The organism is Methylophilus sp. Leaf414 (assembly GCF_001425425.1).
Taxonomy (GTDB): Bacteria; Pseudomonadota; Gammaproteobacteria; order Burkholderiales; family Methylophilaceae; genus Methylophilus.
On the sequence record NZ_LMQQ01000001.1, the window covers coordinates 231,976 to 250,697 of the forward strand.

Genomic DNA, 18,722 nt, shown 5'->3' on the forward strand with positions numbered 1-18,722 from the left:
AATAAAATAAAGTGTGCTTCTGAAGCCAGAAGCACACTTTATTTATTTTAGAGATTTTTGGTTGATAAGGTCAAAGTAGCGTTAGTACCACCGAAACCAAAGCTGTTTGAGAGTGCAGTTTCAATCTTGGCCGATTTGATAGGCTCGCGCACGATGTTGAGGCCTTCTGCAGCCGGGTCCAGATTATCAATATTGGCAGAGGCAGCGATAAAGCCGTGCTGCATCATCAACAAGGTGTAAATAGCTTCATTCACACCTGCAGCCCCCAATGCATGACCTGACAATGACTTGGTGGAAGCAATTGCAGTTTTGCTATCGCCAAATACCGTGCGGATAGCTTCCAGCTCTTTAGTATCACCTACCGGTGTGCTGGTACCATGCGTATTGATGTAATCAATCTCGTTGATATCCAGCCCCTGCAAAGCTTGCTGCATGCAGCGCACTGCGCCTTCCCCACTAGGTGCGACCATGTCGTAGCCATCTGAAGTTGCGCCGTAGCCAACAACCTCGGCGTAAATCTTGGCACCACGCGCTTTGGCATGTTCATACTCTTCAAGCACCACAATGCCGCCACCGCCGGATATCACGAATCCGTCGCGATCAGCATCATAAGTGCGCGAAGCTTTATCCGGTGTATCATTATATTTGCTGGATAGCGCACCCATGGCATCAAACAGGTAGCTCATGGTCCAGTGCTCTTCTTCGCCACCACCGGCAAACACTATATCCTGTTTACCGAGCTGGATTTGCTCAACACCAGCACCAATACAGTGTGCACTGGTTGAACAAGCTGAGCTGATACCGTAATTCACACCTTTGATTTTGGCGCCAGTGGCCAGGCAGGCAACAATACCGCTGCTCATGGTTTTGGTCACCATATAAGGGCCAACCCGGCGTATGCCTTTTTCTTGCAGCGTATTAGTACCTTCGAGCATACTCTCAGTCGATGTGCCGCCCGCACCTACAATCAGGCCGGTGCGCACATTGGAAACCAGGTCTTCAGGCAGGTTGGCATCAGCAATCGCTTCTTGCATGGCTAGCCAGGCATAAGCATGTCCTTTCGCCATAAAACGCAATAACTTGCGGTCGATGAGCGCTTCGATATCCAGATTTTTGATAGACCCAGCCACATGTGAACGCAAACCGCGCTCAGCATATTCCGGTTGATAGGTAATCCCTGAACGGCCTGCTTTCAGGCTGTCCAGCACTTCCTGTTTGTTATTACCAAGACTTGATACGATACCAAATCCTGTAATCACTACGCGACGCATTGCGCCTCCTTAAGACTTCAAAAACTGTAAGGACCTCCAGGTAAGCTACGATCAGCTCACCTTCGTTACCATACATTGTTACTTGTAAAAAATTTTACTGATATATCAACTATATAACGCGTCAAATTTTTTACTCACCAAGTCTGGCTTAAAAGTTAAACCTATAAAAGCTTCCCTAAAAATTATCGGTGGTGGTAAACAAACCAACACGTAAATCACTGGCATTATAAATCTCGCGGCCATCGACTTCCATACGTGCATCTGCAATACCCATCACTAGCTTACGCATGATCACCCGCTTTAAATCGATGTGATAGCGGATCAGTTTAGCCTTAGGCAACACCTGGCCCGTAAATTTAACTTCACCTGAACCAAGCGCGCGTCCACGACCCAGGCCACCTTTCCAGCCCAGGAAGAAACCAACCAGTTGCCACATAGCATCCAAGCCAAGACAGCCAGGCATTACCGGGTCACCAGTAAAGTGGCATTGAAAAAACCATAAGTCAGGAGTGATATCCAACTCAGCAATAATTTCACCCTGCCCGTATTTGCCGCCATCATCAGATATTTTTACAATCCGGTCAAACATTAGCATAGGAGGCAAAGGCAGTTGTGCATTGCCCTCACCAAACATCTCACCCCGGCCACAGGCCAACAACTCTTCTTTACTGAAACTACTTTTCCTAGACATGTAATTTTGATTTATTAGTATAAAACAATATTTTCGCCGGAAATTGCGTTTAGTCAAAGCTTTTTGTCATTTCAAAAATATACAGACCTGTATACTTTTAAATAAAACCTAGGTAAGATTCCCTTAATTGTTACGGAATTTTACAAATTCAAAACCAAGGTTTTATTAAGGCTTGAATAATAATTCGCAACAAACGGCTGTTTAGAAATTACAATTTAGTTACAATTACCTTTCAAAAAATTATCTTACGTCAGGAAATCAGCAATGCAAGATCAACAATTAGCCGATTGGCGAGCACACGCGTTAAAACTTGAATCAGAAGTCAATAAAGTGGTGGTGGGTCAGGAAAGCCCAGTGCGTCTGATCACTACAGCCGTATTTGCTCGCGGCCATGTATTGCTTGAAGGTGATGTGGGTGTTGGTAAAACGACTTTGTTACGTGCATTTACCCGCGGTATTGGTGGCGGCTACCAGCGTATCGAAGGTACGATAGACCTGATGCCGAATGACCTGGTCTATCACACTTATCTGGGTGAAGACGGCAAACCGCACGTTAGCCCAGGCCCGTTACTTATGTCCGGGCAGAACCTGTCTATTTTCTTCTTTAACGAGATTAACCGTGCCCGCCCACAGGTACATTCGCTGATGCTGCGGGTGATGGCCGAGCGCACCTTGACTGCGTTTAATAAAGAACATTACTTCCCGCACATGCTGGTATTCGCTGACCGTAACCAGGTAGAGCGTGAGGAAACATTCGATATTCCGTCTGCGGCGCGTGACCGCTTTATGATGGAAATTCCGATTTTGGTGCCTCCTGCGCACGACATTATGGAGTCGCTGATTTTTGATACGCGCTTCCATGATGTGGATCAACTGATCAGCAATGTTGAAGAAGACATCTTGAAGTTTGATCAACTCAACAGTTTTGCCAAAGTGATCCAAGACAACATCTCTGCCACGCCTGCCCTGCGTAAATATGCGTTGAACCTGTGGCTGGCAACTAAAGACCCACTGGCGTATGGCATTAAAGTATCTAACGTTGATATGAAACGCCTTGTGTTATCAGGTGCCAGCCCGCGCGGTATGGGTATGTTGTTACGTGCAGCACGTGTTAATGCCTGGTTAAACGAGCGCGATGCCGTCATTCCGGAAGATATTCATGCTGTATTCCACGAAACGATTGCTCACCGCCTGGTATTCAGCCCTGTTTATGAAATGCGCCGTACTGAAATTGCGCGTGAAATGCTCTCCGGTATTGTTAACGCCGTTGCTGCGCCTTAATGCGGGTTTGAGTTCATAGTAATGGATTACATCAAGGAATTCAGTTATCACATCAGCTGGCGCTCCCGCTCCCGCCGTCCTGGCCGCCACAAAAGCAACCAGCGCGGCATGGGTATGGAATTTCGCGGGCACACAACTTTACTTGCCTACCCTGATCCGCGCCGGATTGATATACGCCAAACCATCCGCGACCCGATGGAACAGGTATACGTGCGTATTTTCAACCAGAAAAGTGCCACGCCGGTATTTGTCATGTGTGACTTGTCCGGTTCAATGCAGTATGGCGTGCCACATACCAAACTGACCACCGCCGCAGAAATTACACGCTCAGTGGCACAGTCTGCCACTCGAAATGGTGACCCGGCAGCGTTCGTCGGCTTTGATGATGAATTACGCGATGAATGGCTGAGCACGCTTTCAGCGAGGCCGCACAGCATGCTGGAACTAGCAGACAGGCTGGAAAATCATTTGCCAAATGAAGTAGGTGCCGGGGCATTGCTGGATAGCGCCAGGGTATTACCGCGCGAACGCTCGCTGATTTTCCTGGTTTCTGACTTCCATATGCCGCTAGGGCAACTCGAAGAAGCGTTGCTGCTGATGTTGCGCCACCACATTGTGCCGATTGTGCTATGGAACAGCACCGAATACAAAGACCTGCCGGAATTTGGCGTAACCAGCATAAATGATCCGGAAACCGGCGAGCGCCGTACGCTTTTTCTGCGTGCCTCTTACCGCCAGCGGATTCTGGATACCTTTGCCGCGCGTCGCCAGGCGATTGAAGATATGTTTATGAAATTTGATATGCAGCCATTTTTTGTGGAAGATCAGTTTGATGCAGATATGCTGACTGATTATTTCCATCAATATGTGACTGTCTGAGGAAGCGATTGATGAAAGCGCAAAAAACCTTATTCGCCTGTTTGCTCATGGCAATGCTGACCGCAACCACGTTGCCAGCCATTGCCGATGTAACATTGCCGAATGTAGACAATAAATATGTGACGGTGAAGGAAATCAATCCTACGCGTGATGCAGGCTATGTGGTCGGTGACAAGCTGGAACGCACCATCATCCTGACCGTGAAGAAGCCTTATGAACTGATTAAAGAATCATTGCCGATTGTCGGTTATGAACATCGCTATCGTGGCCAGGTATCCGGCGTCGAGTTGGCAAACATCAGTGTTGAAGATGAAACATTCTCTGACCGCAGTGTGCATACTATCCACCTTGTTTATCAAGTGTTTAAATCTGGTCGCGTAGTGCGTCCGGCCATCCTGCGCGGTGAAATCGTCAAACTACGTCACAACGGTAAAACAGAGTTACGCCAACTGCGCTTTCCATCGTTTAATTTCAGGACTTCGCCACTTTCTGTATATGGTGAAGTCAACCTGAAAAACGAGATGAGCCCGTTCATTCCGCCCTTCACTATAGATACCAAAAAAGAAGAACAAGCCCTGAAGATCGCTGCCGGCGTACTTGCCCTTAGCCTGCTGGGATTATTATATATTCTGGGCGCCCGCACCTGGCTGCCGCGCATGGGGGGTGCCTTTGCCAAGGCTTATCGGAGTGTAGGCAAGTTACCCGACAACCAGCAAGGCTTGCAACAGGCGATTGAGGTTGTCCATCAGGCAATCCAAAAAGTCGCCGAGCATAGCGTATTTGGTAATAATGTAGACCAATTTTTGCAGGAAAAACCTGCCTACCAGCCCGTAAAACCAGAGATCGAGCGTTTCTTCAATTTATCACGCCAAGTCTTTTTTGACTCCAAAACACCGCTAGATCTTGGCATGCCTGCCAAGCAATGGTTACGTACTTTTTGCCGCCATATGCGTGATTGCGAACGCGGCCTGACACCTGACTTAAATTCAGTCTCGAAACCAGGGGCAAAATAGCATTATGGCATTCACTCACCCCTGGGTTTTGTGGGCGTTACCGCTGGCCTTGCTGCCGCTGTTGCTTGAACGCTCACATAGCAAACATTATTCATGGATAGGCCTGTTACCTCCGGATCCATTATCAAGCATCATTGGCCTGCTGTTAAAAGCCCTGGCTGCATTAAGCATCTTATTTGTGATCTTAGGTTTGGCAGGCCCGCATACACTTGAGCAAAAAGCACTGCGCACCGGTATTGGCGCTCAAATCGGTCTGGTGCTAGACCGTAGTGCCAGTATGGATGATGCTTTTGTAGGCGACAAAGATGGCCATATCGGCGAAACCAAATCAGTCGCGGCTGCGCGTATCATCACCAATTTTATTAAAGGTCGCCGTAATGACATGATGGGCGTGATTACCTTTAGTAACTCAGCCATGTATGTATTGCCATTGACAGAGAATAAAGAGGCGGTGCTATCTGCGGTGCAGGCCACTGCCGGTAACTCTTTATTTCAAACTAATATCGGTGGCGGCCTCACCAGTGCGGTGGAACTGTTTAAGGATGTGCCCGACTCCGGTTCACGCGCGATTATCCTGATCTCGGATGGTGCCGGTCGCGTCAGCGATATGGTGCAACAAAAACTGCGTGACTGGCTGCAACGCTACAACATCGGCCTTTACTGGATTGTGTTGCGCCAGCCTGGCGGCATCACCATTTTTGACCCTAAATATACCGAAAGTGGTTACGACGGCCATATGCCAACAGAAGTATTGCTTTATCAATATTTCCAGACCTTGCGCACCCCTTTCAGTGCATATGAGGCATCAGACCCGCGCTCGCTGGAAGCAGCAATTGCCGACATTAACAGCAAAGAAAAAAAACCAATTCAATATATGGAAAAAATCCCCGGCCATGATTACACCAATGTGTGTTACTGGATTGCCATCGTCATGATTGCGATTCTGCTGGCGGTTAAATATCTGGAGATCAACACATGGCGCTCAGCGTAAAAAAACTGGTCATTGGCCTGATCGTAGTAGCGGTTGCCGCGACGGCGACCATCATATATAGCTGGCAACGGATTCAGCAAGCCAAGGATTTCAACCAAGCGATCACCACGGCCAAGACACCGCAAACGGATCAGCAAAGTTTTGAAGCCAAATATGCAGTGGCTTACTGGCTGGCAAAAAATGAGCGTTACAAAGAAGCTACCTTGCTGTTTGCCAAGCTGATAGATGGATCAACGCCTGTGCAACGCGCAGCCATTTTGCATAACATTGGCAATATGTTTTTCCTGAAAGCGATTCAGGTCACTGGTGGCAACGATAACAGCACGCGTGATGAAGTTGAATACCTGTTAACCCAGGCGATGACCTCTTATAAAAGTGCACTTAAGGCAGATAACAACCACTGGGGCACCCGCCGCAATTATGACCGCGTCATGAGCTTGTTGCCTGAGAAACCCACGCCAGGTGTAGGCGAATCTGATAATCCGGGTTTGATCATGGGCAATATCCCTAATGGTCTGCCTTAAATGCAGGCGCTTATGCTTGCTTACTCACTTGATCAGTTAAAAGTATGAATATCTGGCTTAGACGATTTGTTAAACACCGTGATTCTGCCCTGCTCGGATTAGCACTGCTATTCCTGCTGGCGGCAGTTTTACGCCCTAGTATTCCGTTCAAACATAATATCTACACCTACTTTCTGGTTGCAGATATTTCGCAGAGCATGAATACGTCAGATATGACTATCCGTGGCAAAAAAGTCACGCGTCTGGCATATATGCAAAACATGATGCATGAAGTCGTTGGCTCGCTGCCGTGCGGCACTAAAATCAGCATTGGCCTTTTTGCAGGTAACTCAGTCGCGGCCATGTATTCGCCGATTGAAGTCTGCAAAAACTTTGCGGCCATCCAGGATACGATAGATCATCTGGATTGGCGTATGGCCTGGTCAGGCAACAGCCGCTTGCGTGAGAGCCTGCTAGTGACCGCAAAAGTGGTTCGCGGCATGTCTGAGGCTTCGCAGGTAGTCTATTTTACAGATGGCGAAGAAGCCCCGAGATTGCATGCTTTCAACACTAAAAATCTGGAAGAATTTCAAGGTGGTGACGACTGGATTTTTGTCGGCATAGGTTCAGAAGAAGGCGATGCTATCCCCAAGCTCAGCGAAGATAACCAGGTGATCGGTTACTGGTCTAATGAAAGCTTCGCCATGCAACCAGGCATTGCGCAGATTTCTGAAAGCACCCTGGGTGTGCGTGATGACAACGTCGCGGGTGAAAATGATCGCTATATATCCAAAATGGCCGCTGAATACATGCAAAGCCTTGCTCAGGAGATAGGTGCCAAGTTTATTAAAGGTGATAGCAGCTACACGGTGATCCAGGCCATGAAGGCCCAAAAACCTGCACGCCGTGATATTGCCCCATTACCCCTGGGCTGGTTATTCGCCACTTTGGGCGGTTTGTGTATTGTAGGCACTTATGCCAGCCGTCATCCATTACGCCAGATCAAGCAGAATCTTAAAATCTACCGCAATGAAATTAGAGCAAAATTGTTTGCACGTAGCGAGGCAGTTGCCCACGACAACCATTTTCAATAACTTTATAAACAAGCCTGATTTACCTCTGTCATCCTAGGCCAGTGATGCAGGCACTCATGAGAAGTCACCATGAAAAATCATTGGCTAAGAGTCTGGCTGCACCATCGCGACACCATTTTACTTACTACAGCGTTGCTCTGCCTGCTTGGCGCTGTGTTGGTGCCTAGCATCCCCATCAAACGCAATGTACATAGCTACTTCCTGATCGCAGATATTACCCAGAGCATGAACTCTGCGGATATGTTGATAAACCACCGGCCCGTCAGCCGCCTGGAATATACCAAGCGCATGATGCACGAAATAGTCGCTCAACTGCCCTGCCACACCCGCGTCAGCATAGGTTTATTCGCAGGGGATGCAGTTGCCGCACTATATACGCCTTTGCATGTTTGCCGCCATTTTTCTGCCTTGCACGAAACCATAGATCACCTGGATTGGCGGATGGCATGGACCGGCAACAGCCAATTGCGCGAAAGCTTAGCTATCACAGCCAAGCTGCTACGGCAAATGCCCGAAGCGACTAAAGCGGTGTTTTTTACCGATGGCGATGAGGCGCCTTTGTTGCATGCATTCAATACCCGCAACCTCAGGGATTTTCAGGGCGGGGATGGCTGGTTTTTTGTTGGCATAGGCACTGAAAAAGGTACTGGAATCCCAAAACTGACAGAAGACAACCAGATGATTGGTTACTGGTCGAATGAAAGTTTTGCCGTGCAACCGAACATTGCACAAGTCACCGCCAGCAAAAGCAGTGGCCGCGATGACAGCGTCGCGCTCTCTGACTATGATCGCTTCATCTCCAAGCGCGACTCGACTTATCTGCAAAAACTGGCGCAGGAAATCGGCGCGCAATATATCAATGGCGATGATACCTACGATGTATTGCAAACCATCCAATCGCACAAATCGCCACGCTATGAAATTGTGCCCTTTTCGATTGGCTGGCTACTGGCTACGCTGGCGGGCATATGTTTGCTAGGCACCAGTCTGCATCATGAGACCCTGCGTCAACTTAAACAAAAGTTTGGCATTTATCGCAAACAGCTTAAATCTAAATTGTTCAACCGCAGTGAAGTTGTCGCGCACGACAACCATTTTCAATAGCTTATTCGCGCAGCCCCCACTTTAACCAGACACGCAATGCTTTTTGGGAAATGGCATCTGCTTGATCAAACAATATCAGCAAGCGCTTGGGTCGTAGCCATTGCCATAACAGCGGCTTTTGATGATGGGCATTATTCATCTGCTCGGATGCATCAGTTTTTAATTCTGTATAGGCAATGTGTAGCACCATACATCCATGATGCACCACGCTATCGGGCAATACTTCAATCCGCCATAACTGCCCCAGTGCATTCATAATTATCATCTGCCCGAACACATCTACACTCAACTGTTGCACGCTGAATCGCCAATGAGTAGCGACAAGCTGTGTCCATTGCCAAAAGCAAGCTGTGGCATAGAAAAAAGTGCCTGCGAATGCCCACCGCGGCGACAAGCTTAACCAGAGAGAAAACAGCACAGCGATTGAAAATACCAGCCACCACCCCCATAAAAATTTAGAAGGGTGAAAGCGCAAGGTTATTTCACTTGGTAGAATAGGTTTTTTCATCACGTTTGTGTGAAGCTGTTGGTGACAACATCCACACTATCAACAGAAAGTCATTTATGTCCAGCGCAGCTTGGCAACAATTCTTAATTTCACAGGGTGCTCTATTTAACGAATCAGGCGAAGCTTCATTTGTCGCGCCTGATATTCCGGCTTCAGGCCAATTATTTGACCTCTCAGTGGATGGCCTGATCGCCGTCAGCGGCGCTGATGCCCAGACCTTCCTGCAAGGTCAATTCACTAACGATATTAAGCAGTTGGCTGAATCCTCACAATTTACCGGCTACTGTACGGCAAAAGGCCGCCTGCTGGCACTGTTTTATGCATTCAGCATTGACGAAGTGATTTATCTGCAATGCCCGCGCGCACTGATTCCAGATTTGGTAAAACGCTTGCGCATGTTTGTCATGCGCAGCAAAGTAGTGGTCGAAGATGTCAGTGAGCAATTTGTGTGTATCGGACTGGCCAGTGCTGACTCGGCAGCCCACATACAACACCTGCCATTACGCCCGCATCAAACCAGCCATAGTGCATTAGGTACATTAATTCGTTTGACTGATAGCCATGGAAAGCAGCGCGCGCAACTGGTGGTGAATGCAGATCAGGCAGAAAAAGTCTGGAAAACATTTTCGGCCACATTGAGCCCAACCAGTACCAATCAGTGGGATGCACTGGAAATCCAGGCTGGTATTCCGCAGGTGTATGCAAGCACGCGCGAGCAATTCGTACCGCAAATGATCAACCTCGATGCACTCAATGGCATTAACTTCAAAAAAGGGTGTTATACCGGTCAGGAAATCGTCGCACGTACCCATTACCTTGGCAAGGTAAAACGCCGCACATTACTTGCCACTTTACCCGCTACCACAGTCACGCCAAATCCCGGTGATGCAGTGCATGATGCCCAGCAACAGGAAGCGGGCCAGATAGTGCGTGCCGCGCCAAATCTGCAAGGTGGTTGGTGGGTATTAGCAGAATGCAGGCTGGAAGCCAAAGCTGCCGGCAGTATTTTCTGGCAAGAATATGAGCTGGCTTTTACTGAGCTCCCTTACGCATTGCCATAAGCAAACTCTAAACATAAAAAATGGCGCTTCAGGCGCCATTTTTTTCAACTATATCTAATTACTATTGCTCCGGTATAGCAGCTGGGACATCCGGCGTTCCAGGATTCACAATGGACTCCTTAGACGGCACATTGGTGACGACCCCTTTGGATGCCGGAGGATTAGCATTTTTGCGTTGCATCACCTGATAGAACACTTCGTCCTGCTTGATCATGCCTAATTCACTGCGCGCACGTTCTTCAATTGCTGATTGACCTTGTTTCAGGTCACGCACTTCAGCGCGCAATGTTTCATTCCGTTGCCTATAATAATCATTGCGCTTTTCATGCGCTTCAATCTGCTGCGAATATTGCCAGACACGTGACCAACTGCCCTTGCCCAACCACAATGGATATTGCAGCAGGGCAATCAGGACAATGAAGATCACAGTCAGTTTGCGCACATCGACCTAGATGCGTTATCAGACTTGATTACTTGAACAACTGGTAGAACGCTGACAAACCAGCGTAGCTAGTCGCGTCGCCCAACTCTTCTTCAATACGCAGCAACTGGTTGTATTTGGCTACGCGCTCTGAGCGGCACAGGGAACCGGTTTTGATTTGCAACGCGTTAGTAGCGACAGAAATATCGGCAATCGTCGTATCTTCCGTTTCACCTGAGCGGTGTGAAACCACAGCGGTATAGTTAGCACGTTTAGCCATCTCGATCGTCTGGAAAGTTTCAGTCAGGGTACCGATCTGGTTCACTTTGATCAGCACAGAGTTAGCTGCACCTTTCTGGATGCCTTCACGCAGGATTTTCGGGTTGGTGACGAACAAATCATCACCGACCAGTTGCGTGGTTTTACCCAGGCGTTTGGTCAACAGGTCCCAGCCGTCCCAGTCGAACTCGCTCATACCATCTTCGATGGTAATGATTGGGTATTTACCAGTTAAAGTCGCCAGGTAATCACTGAACTCGGCAGAACTCAATGAAGCGCCTTCTGATTCCAGGTGATATTTACCATCCTTATAGAATTCAGTACTCGCGCAATCCAGGCCCAAATAGATATCTTTACCTGGCTCGTAACCAGCAGCTTCAATTGATTCCATAATCAATTGCAAAGCTGATTCGTTAGATGGCAAATTAGGTGCGAAACCGCCCTCATCACCTACTGTGGTTGCCAAACCTTTGTCATGCAGTGTTTTTTTCAACGCATGAAAAATTTCAGCGCCAGCACGCAACGCTTCACGGAAGGTTGGCAAGCCAGCCGGAACAATCATGAACTCTTGAATATCGACAGAGTTGTCAGCATGCGCACCACCATTAATGATGTTCATCATTGGTGTTGGTAATTGCATGAAGGCTGAACCGCCCAGGTAGCGATACAAAGGCAAGCCACTTTCTTCAGCGGCAGCACGGGCACAGGCCATCGAAACACCCAGAATTGCATTGGCACCCAGGCGGTCTTTGTTTTCTGTGCCATCCAGCTCAATCAGGGTTCTGTCGATAAAGCTTTGTTCTTCCGCATCCAGGCCCAGAATCGCTTCGGTGATTTCGGTATTCACGTTTTCAACTGCAGTTAATACACCTTTGCCTAGATAGCGGCTTTTGTCGCCATCACGCAGCTCTACGGCCTCTTTGGTACCGGTAGATGCGCCTGAAGGCACGGCTGCACGGCCAATGACACCACTTTCCAGCAATACATCCACTTCAACCGTTGGGTTGCCGCGTGAATCCATTATCTCGCGGGCGATAATATCTACAATTGCGCTCATTCTATTTTCCTTATGTTTTTAACTTAAACTTTACGAATACATGCGAAATCAATTTAAAGAGTTTGCTCCAGGCAAAATCCATTAAAGGGTATGTTCGGCGAAACCGGCTTTTTTAACCAGCTTGTCCATATCAACCAGCAGATGCAGCAAATCTTCCATTTTGCCTAAAGGCCAGGCATTCGGGCCATCTGATAGCGCTTTACTTGGGTCAGGGTGAGTTTCCATAAAGATACCGGCACCGAGTGGGTGGCATCGAATTGACCGGCAGTATCAATCGCCATTTGCCTGGATTCAATCACACACGGGCCTGCAATCAAAAATAGCGGATGCTCGATACTTACATCAAAACCACATAACTTCATGATAATCCCTTGCTTGAAAATTAAACTTTGCTTTTTTGCGCCAGTGCCGCTTGCACATAGGCTTTAAACAAAGGATGACCGTATCTTGGGTTGGAAGTGAATTCCGGGTGGAACTGGCACGCGACAAACCATGGATGCTCTGTCTGTGGCAATTCAATCATTTCACAGAGCTCTTCACGAGGAGTACGTGCAGAGACCACCAGGCCCGCAGCTTTCAACTGATCCACATAATGATTGTTCACTTCATAACGGTGACGGTGGCGCTCGTTCACTTCGCTGCCATAAATGCTGGCAGCCAGCGTATTAGGCTCGATCGGCGAGCTTTGTGCGCCCAAACGCATAGTGCCGCCCAGGTCAGAATGTTCATCACGCTTCTCAATTTTGCCGCTGGCATCTTGCCATTCGTCGATCAGGCCGATCAGTTTATGTTCGGTCGATGGATTGAATTCCGTGCTATTAGCATCCTTGAAACCGGCAACATTGCGGGCAAACTCGATCACCGCCAGTTGCATGCCCAGACAGATACCCAGGTAAGGCACTTTATTTTCACGGGCAAATTGAATTGCCTTGATTTTGCCTTCAGTACCGCGCACACCAAAGCCACCTGGAATCAGGATAGCATCCATACTGGTTAAAGCATCGGTACCGGACTTTTCGATATCTTCACTATCGATATAATGGATCTTAACCTTGGATTCAGTATGAATACCGGCGTGAATCAATGCTTCGGTCAAAGATTTATATGACTCGGTCAGATCAACATATTTGCCGACAAAGGCAATATCCACCTGCGCTTTAGGGTTGGCCACTGCATAGCTGATTTTCTGCCAGGCAGATAAATCCGCCGCTTTAGCCAGAATATTCAGTTTATGACAGACAATTTCGTCCATCATTTGCTCATGCAGCAAGCCCGGGATTTTGTAAATGGAATCACTGTCGATCGCGCTGATCACCGCTTCGAACGGCACGTTAGTGAACAAGGCAATTTTGCGCTTTTCATCTTCCGGGATTTCACGTTCGGCGCGGCACAATAAAATGTCTGGCTGAATTCCAATTTCACGCAGCTCTTTAACAGAGTGCTGGGTTGGTTTGGTTTTTAATTCGCCTGCAGTCGGAATCCACGGCAACAAAGTTAAATGCACATAACAGGCATTATTTTTACCTTCTTCAAAACCCATCTGGCGAATGGCTTCAAGAAAGGGTAATGATTCAATATCACCCACCGTACCGCCGACTTCCACAATCGCCACATCGGCACCTTCGGCACCCCGTTTAATATGTGATTTAATTTCGTCAGTAATGTGTGGAATCACTTGTACAGTCTTGCCCAGATACTCACCACGACGCTCTTTTTTGATCACGGTTTCGTAAATCTGGCCGGTAGTGAAGTTATTGCGTTTGGACATTTTACTGCTGATAAAGCGCTCGTAATGTCCGAGGTCCAAATCAGTTTCCGCGCCGTCATCGGTGACGAATACTTCGCCATGCTGAAAAGGCGACATGGTGCCTGGGTCAACGTTGATATACGGGTCAAGCTTGAGCATGGTCACTTTAATGCCACGCGATTCGAGAATAGCGCCTAAACTAGCCGCTGCGATACCCTTTCCAAGAGAAGAAACTACACCGCCGGTTACGAATACATATTTGGTCATGGATGAGGTACTTTGAGATTGTTGCAGACGGGAGAACATTTTACCGCAAAGCCCCCTCGCCGACAATGAAGGTTAGGGATAAAATCTCGCACCAACTCGCCAACCAGCCACTTCAAGCATACAATTAAATCATGCCAGACTATCAATCGAACACTCCTGCCCTGTGGCAATCCTTATTACCACAACCTGATGCCAACAGCCACAAATATAGCCGTGGTTATGTATTGATCCAGGGCGGATACCCTATGACAGGCGCAGCCAGGTTGGCTGCGCTAGCTGCTGCACGCAGTGGTGCAGGGATCACTGCCATTGCCGTGCCGGAAAACGCATTCAGCATTTACGCCAGCCAGTTGTTAAGCGTGATGGCGAAACCCTATTCAAACATCGCTGAATTGCATGCACTTATTCTGGATGCAAGAGTCGGCGCTTTACTGATAGGGCCAGGCGCTGGCAATTCGACAGACACACGGCAGACAACGCTTACCATGTTGCAAAGCGGGAAACCGGTGGTGATTGATGCAGATGCACTCAGTACATTTACGCGACAACTTGATAAGCTAAGCAAAACCATCACTGCCGCTTGTGTATTGACGCCGCATGCTGGCGAGTTTCAACGTTTATTTGGCATTAATCCTGCCAGCAACCTGGATGAAAGAATCAGCCAGGTACTTCAGGCAAGTCAGCAGACCAATGCAGTGATACTTCTTAAAGGCGCCCACACTGTGATTGCAGCGCCAGATGGCAGACTCATTGTGAACGAGGATGCGCCACCGACATTGGCTACGGCTGGCGCAGGTGATGTGCTGGCTGGAATGATCTCCAGCTTATTGGCGCAAGGTATGCCTGCGCTGGAAGCGGCAGCAGCGGCTGCCTGGATCCATAGCGAAGCTGCAAGATTATTTGGGATCGGGTTAATGGCAGAAGATTTGCCGGAATTGGTGCCACAGGTACTGGAACAGTTGCTTGCCTGAACTTAACACTCAGCAAGCATCAGAAATATTATTCCCGAGTACGCTGTTTGTTTTTCATTAACTGGTTCTGTTCGCGCTTCCAGTCTTTTTCGCGCTCGACATCTCGTTTGTCGTGTTGCTTCTTGCCTTTAGCCAGGCCTATCTGCACCTTCACCCTACCACGCGTGAAGTGCATATCTAAAGGGACAATGGTGTAACCGGCACGCTCGACCTTACCAATCAACTTGGCAATTTCTTCATTATGCAATAACAGCTTACGCGAGCGTATAGCATCCGGACGTACATGCGTGGAAGCAGCGCCCAATGGCGTCACATGGCAGCCAATCAGGTAAATTTCGCCACGCATAATCACCACATAGGCTTCTTTAAGGTTAATGCGGTTATCGCGGATGGCTTTCACTTCCCAGCCCTCGAGCACGACGCCGGCCTCGTACTTATCTTCGATAAAATAGTCAAAAAACGCTTTTTTATTTTGCGCGATGGTCATAACGCTGGTTTGCCGGCTTAAATCACTTAAAATAGCATTTTAACCCAAAACCAAACTCCGTTCCGGCGCTATATTCAATAATGGCTCAAGTAGAAAAAACCGTATTAGTGATGCACTCCTGCGAAACCATGTTTCAGCTGGTCGATGCTGTCGAAGATTACGCCAGCTTTTTACCATGGTGCGGCGGCAGTGACGTCATCGAACGCACCGAACAGGTGACGCAAGCCACTATCCATATCCGTTATCATGGTATCGTGCAGCATTTCACAACCCGCAACCACAAACAGTTTCCGCACCAGATGGACATCACCCTGGTCGATGGTCCTTTCAAGCAACTAACTGGCCACTGGCACTTTATTGCCCTGCGCGAAGATGCCTGCAAAATAGAATTCAAGCTGGAATATGTATTCGCCAACGGCCTGATTGAGCGCATTATTGCGCCAGTGTTCAGTCACATTGCCAACACCTTTGTCGATAGCTTTGTGAAGCAGGCAAACAAGCTTTACTCTAAATAACCAAACATGACTGAAGAGATTTCTGACCTGATGACTGTGGAAGTTGCTTATGCACTCCCGCAGAAGCAGGTGATTATTTCAATTGATGTTAAAACGGGCACGACGGCACTGGAAGCAATTCAACAGTCACAATTATTGCTGGCGTATCCGGAGCTATCATTGAAAAATTGCAAGATTGGTATATTTGGCAAAGTCGCTAGCTTCGATGCCGTATTAAAGCCTTTGGACAGGGTGGAGATTTATCGCCCATTGATTGCCGACGCTAAAGAAGCAAGACGCTTAAGAGTTACAACAAAAAAAGGAAGTGCAACAAACAAAGAAGTTGCTGCGAAAAGAGGCCGTGCTGCCAAAAGTAGTCAGCAAAAACGCCAAAAAGAATGATGCTTCAATAGATTTCGCTATTCAACTGGACAATTTTCGTCAATTTCGAACTGCGCACGCGCCAGGTTTTCACGAATTTGCTCATCGCTTAAATACTCTTTTTCGCCCACCTCATTTACCGTCTGCATCCGACCGCCAACCGCATAGTTACGATAATTAGATCTGGCTGCGGCACAGTTTTGCGCTTTCATACGTGTTTCAGCAGCTTTGGCGACAGCCGCCGCTTCATCAGACATTTGTGTCTTTGGTTTGCCTTTTCCAGAAGCAGTTTCTTGGTCAGCGGGTGCTGCCGTCGGATCCTCTTTATAAGCATCTGCGCGGGTTAACGGGTATTCACTGGTGACGGTAGCCGCTTTAATCTTCTGCGTACCTTCCTTGCCGGCAGGTGGCGGCATATCCGAATAATTGACCACGCCTTTGGCATCACGCCATTTGTAAATCTCCGCGTGCGCGGTCACATGCATCAAGCAGGCTATCAATACTATATTCCGCATCACTTCCATAAATTTCACTTTGATTTCCGCCTCACCAGTCACTACTTCGTTACTACCATCCGGAATGACTATGCATAAACCATGCCAGACAGCCTCAATTTGACTGCAAAAAACGCAAAACGCTTTGTCAAGGCAAAACGAAATCGGTATAATTATATTTTGGAGATAAGGATTCCACATGCGTTTGTTGCAACAAGCTCTAACCTTTGACGACGTTTTACTCGTTCCAGCCCATTCTACTGTGATGCCCCGCGATGTAAGCCTGCGCACAAAACTTACAAAAAACATCACACTTAACATTCCCCTACTCTCTGCCGCTATGGACACCGTGACGGAAGCCCGCATGGCGATTGCCCTGGCACAGCTAGGCGGCATGGGCATTATTCACAAGAATATGTCGATAGAAATGCAGGCTTCACGTGTCTCACGCGTTAAACGCTTTGAATCTGGTGTCGTGATTGATCCGGTGACGATACACCCGGCAATGACAGTGCGTGAAGTGATTGAGCTGACCAAGCACCATAAAATTTCAGGCTTACCCGTATTACAAGATGGCAAAGTGGTTGGCATTGTGACTAACCGTGACCTGCGTTTTGAGACTAATCTCGACCAGGCCGTCAGCAACGTGATGACCTCGCAAGACCGCCTGGTGACAGTGCGTGAAGGTGCAAGCCGTGAAGAAATCATGGGCTTGCTGCACAAGCACCGTCTGGAGCGTTTGTTAGTGATTGGCGAGCAATTTGAGCTCAAAGGCCTGATTACGGTGAAAGATATTCAAAAATCCTCCGACCATCCGCTAGCCTGTAAAGATGAAAAAGGCCGCTTGCTGGTGGGCGCTGCGGTTGGTGTAGGTGATGGTACCGATGAACGTATTGCCGCTCTGGTAGAAGCTGGTGTTGATGCAATTGTTGTCGATACTGCACATGGCCACTCGCAAGGTGTACTGGATCGCGTCAAATGGGCAAAAACACGTTACCCCAACCTGCAAGTTATCGGTGGCAATATCGCCACAGCTGATGCCGCATTGGCCCTTGTAGATCATGGTGCCGATTGCGTAAAAGTTGGTATTGGCCCAGGCTCCATCTGTACCACGCGTATTGTGGCTGGTGTCGGCGTGCCGCAAATCACTGCCATCAGCAACGTCGCAAAAGCACTGGAAAAATCCGGCGTGCCGTTTATTGCCGATGGCGGTATCCGCTTCTCCGGTGATATTTCAAAAGCCATTGCTGCTGGCGCAAACAGTGTGATGCTGGGCGGCATGTTCGCCGGTACTGAAGAAGCTCCTGGCGAAGTCGAGTTATACCAGGGCCGTTCGTACAAATCATACCGTGGCATGGGCTCCATTGGCGCCATGCAAAAAGGTTCTTCTGACCGTTACTTTCAGGACAACACAGCGAATGCTGACAAACTGGTTCCGGAAGGCATCGAAGGCCGTGTGCCTTATAAAGGCAGCGTACTCGCAGTTGTGCACCAATTAATGGGCGGCCTGCGTGCTTCCATGGGCTATGTCGGATGCTCTACTATTGAAGATATGCGTAGCAAAGCAGAATTTGTACAAATTACTAGTGCCGGCATGCACGAATCGCATGTACACGATGTACAAATTACCAAAGAAGCACCGAACTACCGTATTGATTAAATCTTACTGTTTAAACTAAACCTGGCCACAGAGGACACCGAGCGCACAGAGATTTTACTCTGTAACCT

At 48.3% G+C, this 18,722-nt stretch carries 20 protein-coding genes and 1 pseudogene; 12 read left to right on the forward strand and 9 right to left on the reverse strand.

The window, feature by feature from the left end:
* Window positions 1–47: 47 nt before the first annotated feature.
* The gene (gene fabB, locus ASG24_RS01075) at window positions 48–1,271 is read right to left on the reverse strand and encodes a beta-ketoacyl-ACP synthase I (RefSeq protein WP_055866851.1); all 1,224 of its coding nucleotides are present in this window, start codon (window positions 1,269–1,271) and stop codon (window positions 48–50) included.
* A 175-nt stretch (window positions 1,272–1,446) separates the two neighbouring features.
* Window positions 1,447–1,962 (reverse strand): 3-hydroxyacyl-[acyl-carrier-protein] dehydratase FabA, encoded by a 516-nt coding sequence (gene fabA / locus ASG24_RS01080; RefSeq protein WP_055825461.1) that lies wholly within the window; start codon window positions 1,960–1,962, stop codon window positions 1,447–1,449.
* A 264-nt stretch (window positions 1,963–2,226) separates the two neighbouring features.
* Between fabA and ASG24_RS01085 the strand changes: the two genes are divergently transcribed.
* From ASG24_RS01085 to ASG24_RS01115, 7 genes are all read left to right on the forward strand, one after another.
* Window positions 2,227–3,243, forward strand: a complete 1,017-nt coding sequence (locus ASG24_RS01085) for a MoxR family ATPase (protein ID WP_055866856.1) — start codon at window positions 2,227–2,229, stop codon at window positions 3,241–3,243.
* Window positions 3,244–3,264: 21 nt separating this feature from the next.
* Window positions 3,265–4,122, forward strand: coding sequence for a DUF58 domain-containing protein (locus tag ASG24_RS01090; RefSeq protein ID WP_055866858.1), 858 nt, complete (start codon window positions 3,265–3,267; stop codon window positions 4,120–4,122).
* Window positions 4,123–4,133: 11 nt separating this feature from the next.
* Complete coding sequence (locus ASG24_RS01095) at window positions 4,134–5,135, forward strand: hypothetical protein (RefSeq protein WP_055866861.1); 1,002 nt, start codon at window positions 4,134–4,136, stop codon at window positions 5,133–5,135.
* Between the two features lie 4 nt (window positions 5,136–5,139).
* Window positions 5,140–6,126, forward strand: coding sequence for a VWA domain-containing protein (locus tag ASG24_RS01100; RefSeq protein ID WP_055866863.1), 987 nt, complete (start codon window positions 5,140–5,142; stop codon window positions 6,124–6,126).
* Window positions 6,111–6,650 carry a hypothetical protein gene (locus tag ASG24_RS01105; RefSeq protein ID WP_055825477.1) on the forward strand — a complete coding sequence of 180 codons (540 nt, stop codon included), beginning with the start codon at window positions 6,111–6,113 and terminating at the stop codon, window positions 6,648–6,650. The genes ASG24_RS01100 and ASG24_RS01105 overlap by 16 nt, the downstream gene beginning before the upstream one ends.
* 44 nt (window positions 6,651–6,694) lie before the next feature.
* Window positions 6,695–7,723, forward strand: a complete 1,029-nt coding sequence (locus tag ASG24_RS01110) for a vWA domain-containing protein (RefSeq protein ID WP_055825480.1) — start codon at window positions 6,695–6,697, stop codon at window positions 7,721–7,723.
* Window positions 7,724–7,792: 69 nt separating this feature from the next.
* Complete coding sequence (locus ASG24_RS01115) at window positions 7,793–8,827, forward strand: VWA domain-containing protein (RefSeq protein ID WP_055866866.1); 1,035 nt, start codon at window positions 7,793–7,795, stop codon at window positions 8,825–8,827.
* 1 nt (window position 8,828) lies between these two features.
* Here the strand turns inward: ASG24_RS01115 and ASG24_RS01120 are convergent, their stop codons facing one another.
* The gene (locus ASG24_RS01120) at window positions 8,829–9,335 is read right to left on the reverse strand and encodes a hypothetical protein (protein WP_235562273.1); all 507 of its coding nucleotides are present in this window, start codon (window positions 9,333–9,335) and stop codon (window positions 8,829–8,831) included.
* 56 nt (window positions 9,336–9,391) lie between these two features.
* Here ASG24_RS01120 and ASG24_RS01125 point away from each other — a divergent pair, with 56 nt between their 5' ends.
* Window positions 9,392–10,396, forward strand: coding sequence for a folate-binding protein YgfZ (locus tag ASG24_RS01125; protein WP_055866870.1), 1,005 nt, complete (start codon window positions 9,392–9,394; stop codon window positions 10,394–10,396).
* Between the two features lie 61 nt (window positions 10,397–10,457).
* On the opposite strand, the gene ftsB is transcribed toward ASG24_RS01125, so the two are convergent.
* The 4 genes and pseudogenes from ftsB to ASG24_RS01140 form a co-directional block, all read right to left on the reverse strand.
* Window positions 10,458–10,838, reverse strand: a complete 381-nt coding sequence (gene ftsB / locus ASG24_RS01130) for a cell division protein FtsB (protein ID WP_082487947.1) — start codon at window positions 10,836–10,838, stop codon at window positions 10,458–10,460.
* Window positions 10,839–10,866: 28 nt separating this feature from the next.
* Window positions 10,867–12,153, reverse strand: a complete 1,287-nt coding sequence (gene eno / locus ASG24_RS01135) for a phosphopyruvate hydratase (protein ID WP_055825491.1) — start codon at window positions 12,151–12,153, stop codon at window positions 10,867–10,869.
* A gap of 81 nt (window positions 12,154–12,234) precedes the next feature.
* Window positions 12,235–12,390, reverse strand: a pseudogene (locus ASG24_RS14780) (3-deoxy-8-phosphooctulonate synthase); the annotation flags it as partial.
* Window positions 12,391–12,535: 145 nt separating this feature from the next.
* Window positions 12,536–14,167: a CTP synthase gene (locus ASG24_RS01140; protein WP_055825496.1), complete on the reverse strand. Its 1,632-nt coding sequence runs from the start codon at window positions 14,165–14,167 to the stop codon at window positions 12,536–12,538.
* Between the two features lie 131 nt (window positions 14,168–14,298).
* On the opposite strand from ASG24_RS01140, the gene ASG24_RS01145 reads away from it, so the two are divergent.
* The gene (locus tag ASG24_RS01145; RefSeq protein ID WP_055866874.1) at window positions 14,299–15,138 is read left to right on the forward strand and encodes an NAD(P)H-hydrate dehydratase; all 840 of its coding nucleotides are present in this window, start codon (window positions 14,299–14,301) and stop codon (window positions 15,136–15,138) included.
* A gap of 28 nt (window positions 15,139–15,166) precedes the next feature.
* On the opposite strand, the gene smpB is transcribed toward ASG24_RS01145, so the two are convergent.
* Entirely contained in the window at window positions 15,167–15,658 is a 492-nt protein-coding gene (smpB, locus tag ASG24_RS01150) for an SsrA-binding protein SmpB (protein ID WP_255352312.1), read from the reverse strand.
* A gap of 47 nt (window positions 15,659–15,705) precedes the next feature.
* Here smpB and ASG24_RS01155 point away from each other — a divergent pair, with 47 nt between their 5' ends.
* Both ASG24_RS01155 and ASG24_RS01160 read left to right on the forward strand, forming a co-directional pair.
* The gene (locus ASG24_RS01155; protein ID WP_055866876.1) at window positions 15,706–16,140 is read left to right on the forward strand and encodes a type II toxin-antitoxin system RatA family toxin; all 435 of its coding nucleotides are present in this window, start codon (window positions 15,706–15,708) and stop codon (window positions 16,138–16,140) included.
* Window positions 16,141–16,146: 6 nt separating this feature from the next.
* The gene (locus tag ASG24_RS01160; RefSeq protein ID WP_055866884.1) at window positions 16,147–16,521 is read left to right on the forward strand and encodes an RnfH family protein; all 375 of its coding nucleotides are present in this window, start codon (window positions 16,147–16,149) and stop codon (window positions 16,519–16,521) included.
* Between the two features lie 17 nt (window positions 16,522–16,538).
* On the opposite strand, the gene ASG24_RS01165 is transcribed toward ASG24_RS01160, so the two are convergent.
* Window positions 16,539–17,015: a DUF4124 domain-containing protein gene (locus ASG24_RS01165; protein ID WP_235562274.1), complete on the reverse strand. Its 477-nt coding sequence runs from the start codon at window positions 17,013–17,015 to the stop codon at window positions 16,539–16,541.
* Between the two features lie 178 nt (window positions 17,016–17,193).
* On the opposite strand from ASG24_RS01165, the gene guaB reads away from it, so the two are divergent.
* The gene (gene guaB / locus ASG24_RS01170) at window positions 17,194–18,654 is read left to right on the forward strand and encodes an IMP dehydrogenase (protein WP_055866886.1); all 1,461 of its coding nucleotides are present in this window, start codon (window positions 17,194–17,196) and stop codon (window positions 18,652–18,654) included.
* Window positions 18,655–18,722 lie beyond the last annotated feature (68 nt).

Bases quoted from the DNA above. Each gene is read 5' to 3' on its own strand.
- fabB (WP_055866851.1), bottom strand. From the start codon at position 1,271: ATGCGTCGCGTAGTGATTACAGGATTTGGTATCGTATCAAGTCTTGGT.
- fabA (WP_055825461.1), bottom strand. From the start codon at position 1,962: ATGTCTAGGAAAAGTAGTTTCAGTAAAGAAGAGTTGTTGGCCTGTGGC.
- ASG24_RS01085 (WP_055866856.1), top strand. From the start codon at position 2,227: ATGCAAGATCAACAATTAGCCGATTGGCGAGCACACGCGTTAAAACTT.
- ASG24_RS01090 (WP_055866858.1), top strand. From the start codon at position 3,265: ATGGATTACATCAAGGAATTCAGTTATCACATCAGCTGGCGCTCCCGC.
- ASG24_RS01095 (WP_055866861.1), top strand. From the start codon at position 4,134: ATGAAAGCGCAAAAAACCTTATTCGCCTGTTTGCTCATGGCAATGCTG.
- ASG24_RS01100 (WP_055866863.1), top strand. From the start codon at position 5,140: ATGGCATTCACTCACCCCTGGGTTTTGTGGGCGTTACCGCTGGCCTTG.
- ASG24_RS01105 (WP_055825477.1), top strand. From the start codon at position 6,111: ATGGCGCTCAGCGTAAAAAAACTGGTCATTGGCCTGATCGTAGTAGCG.
- ASG24_RS01110 (WP_055825480.1), top strand. From the start codon at position 6,695: ATGAATATCTGGCTTAGACGATTTGTTAAACACCGTGATTCTGCCCTG.
- ASG24_RS01115 (WP_055866866.1), top strand. From the start codon at position 7,793: ATGAAAAATCATTGGCTAAGAGTCTGGCTGCACCATCGCGACACCATT.
- ASG24_RS01120 (WP_235562273.1), bottom strand. From the start codon at position 9,335: ATGAAAAAACCTATTCTACCAAGTGAAATAACCTTGCGCTTTCACCCT.
- ASG24_RS01125 (WP_055866870.1), top strand. From the start codon at position 9,392: ATGTCCAGCGCAGCTTGGCAACAATTCTTAATTTCACAGGGTGCTCTA.
- eno (WP_055825491.1), bottom strand. From the start codon at position 12,153: ATGAGCGCAATTGTAGATATTATCGCCCGCGAGATAATGGATTCACGC.
- ASG24_RS01140 (WP_055825496.1), bottom strand. From the start codon at position 14,167: ATGACCAAATATGTATTCGTAACCGGCGGTGTAGTTTCTTCTCTTGGA.
- ASG24_RS01145 (WP_055866874.1), top strand. From the start codon at position 14,299: ATGCCAGACTATCAATCGAACACTCCTGCCCTGTGGCAATCCTTATTA.
- ASG24_RS01155 (WP_055866876.1), top strand. From the start codon at position 15,706: ATGGCTCAAGTAGAAAAAACCGTATTAGTGATGCACTCCTGCGAAACC.
- ASG24_RS01160 (WP_055866884.1), top strand. From the start codon at position 16,147: ATGACTGAAGAGATTTCTGACCTGATGACTGTGGAAGTTGCTTATGCA.
- ASG24_RS01165 (WP_235562274.1), bottom strand. From the start codon at position 17,015: ATGCGGAATATAGTATTGATAGCCTGCTTGATGCATGTGACCGCGCAC.
- guaB (WP_055866886.1), top strand. From the start codon at position 17,194: ATGCGTTTGTTGCAACAAGCTCTAACCTTTGACGACGTTTTACTCGTT.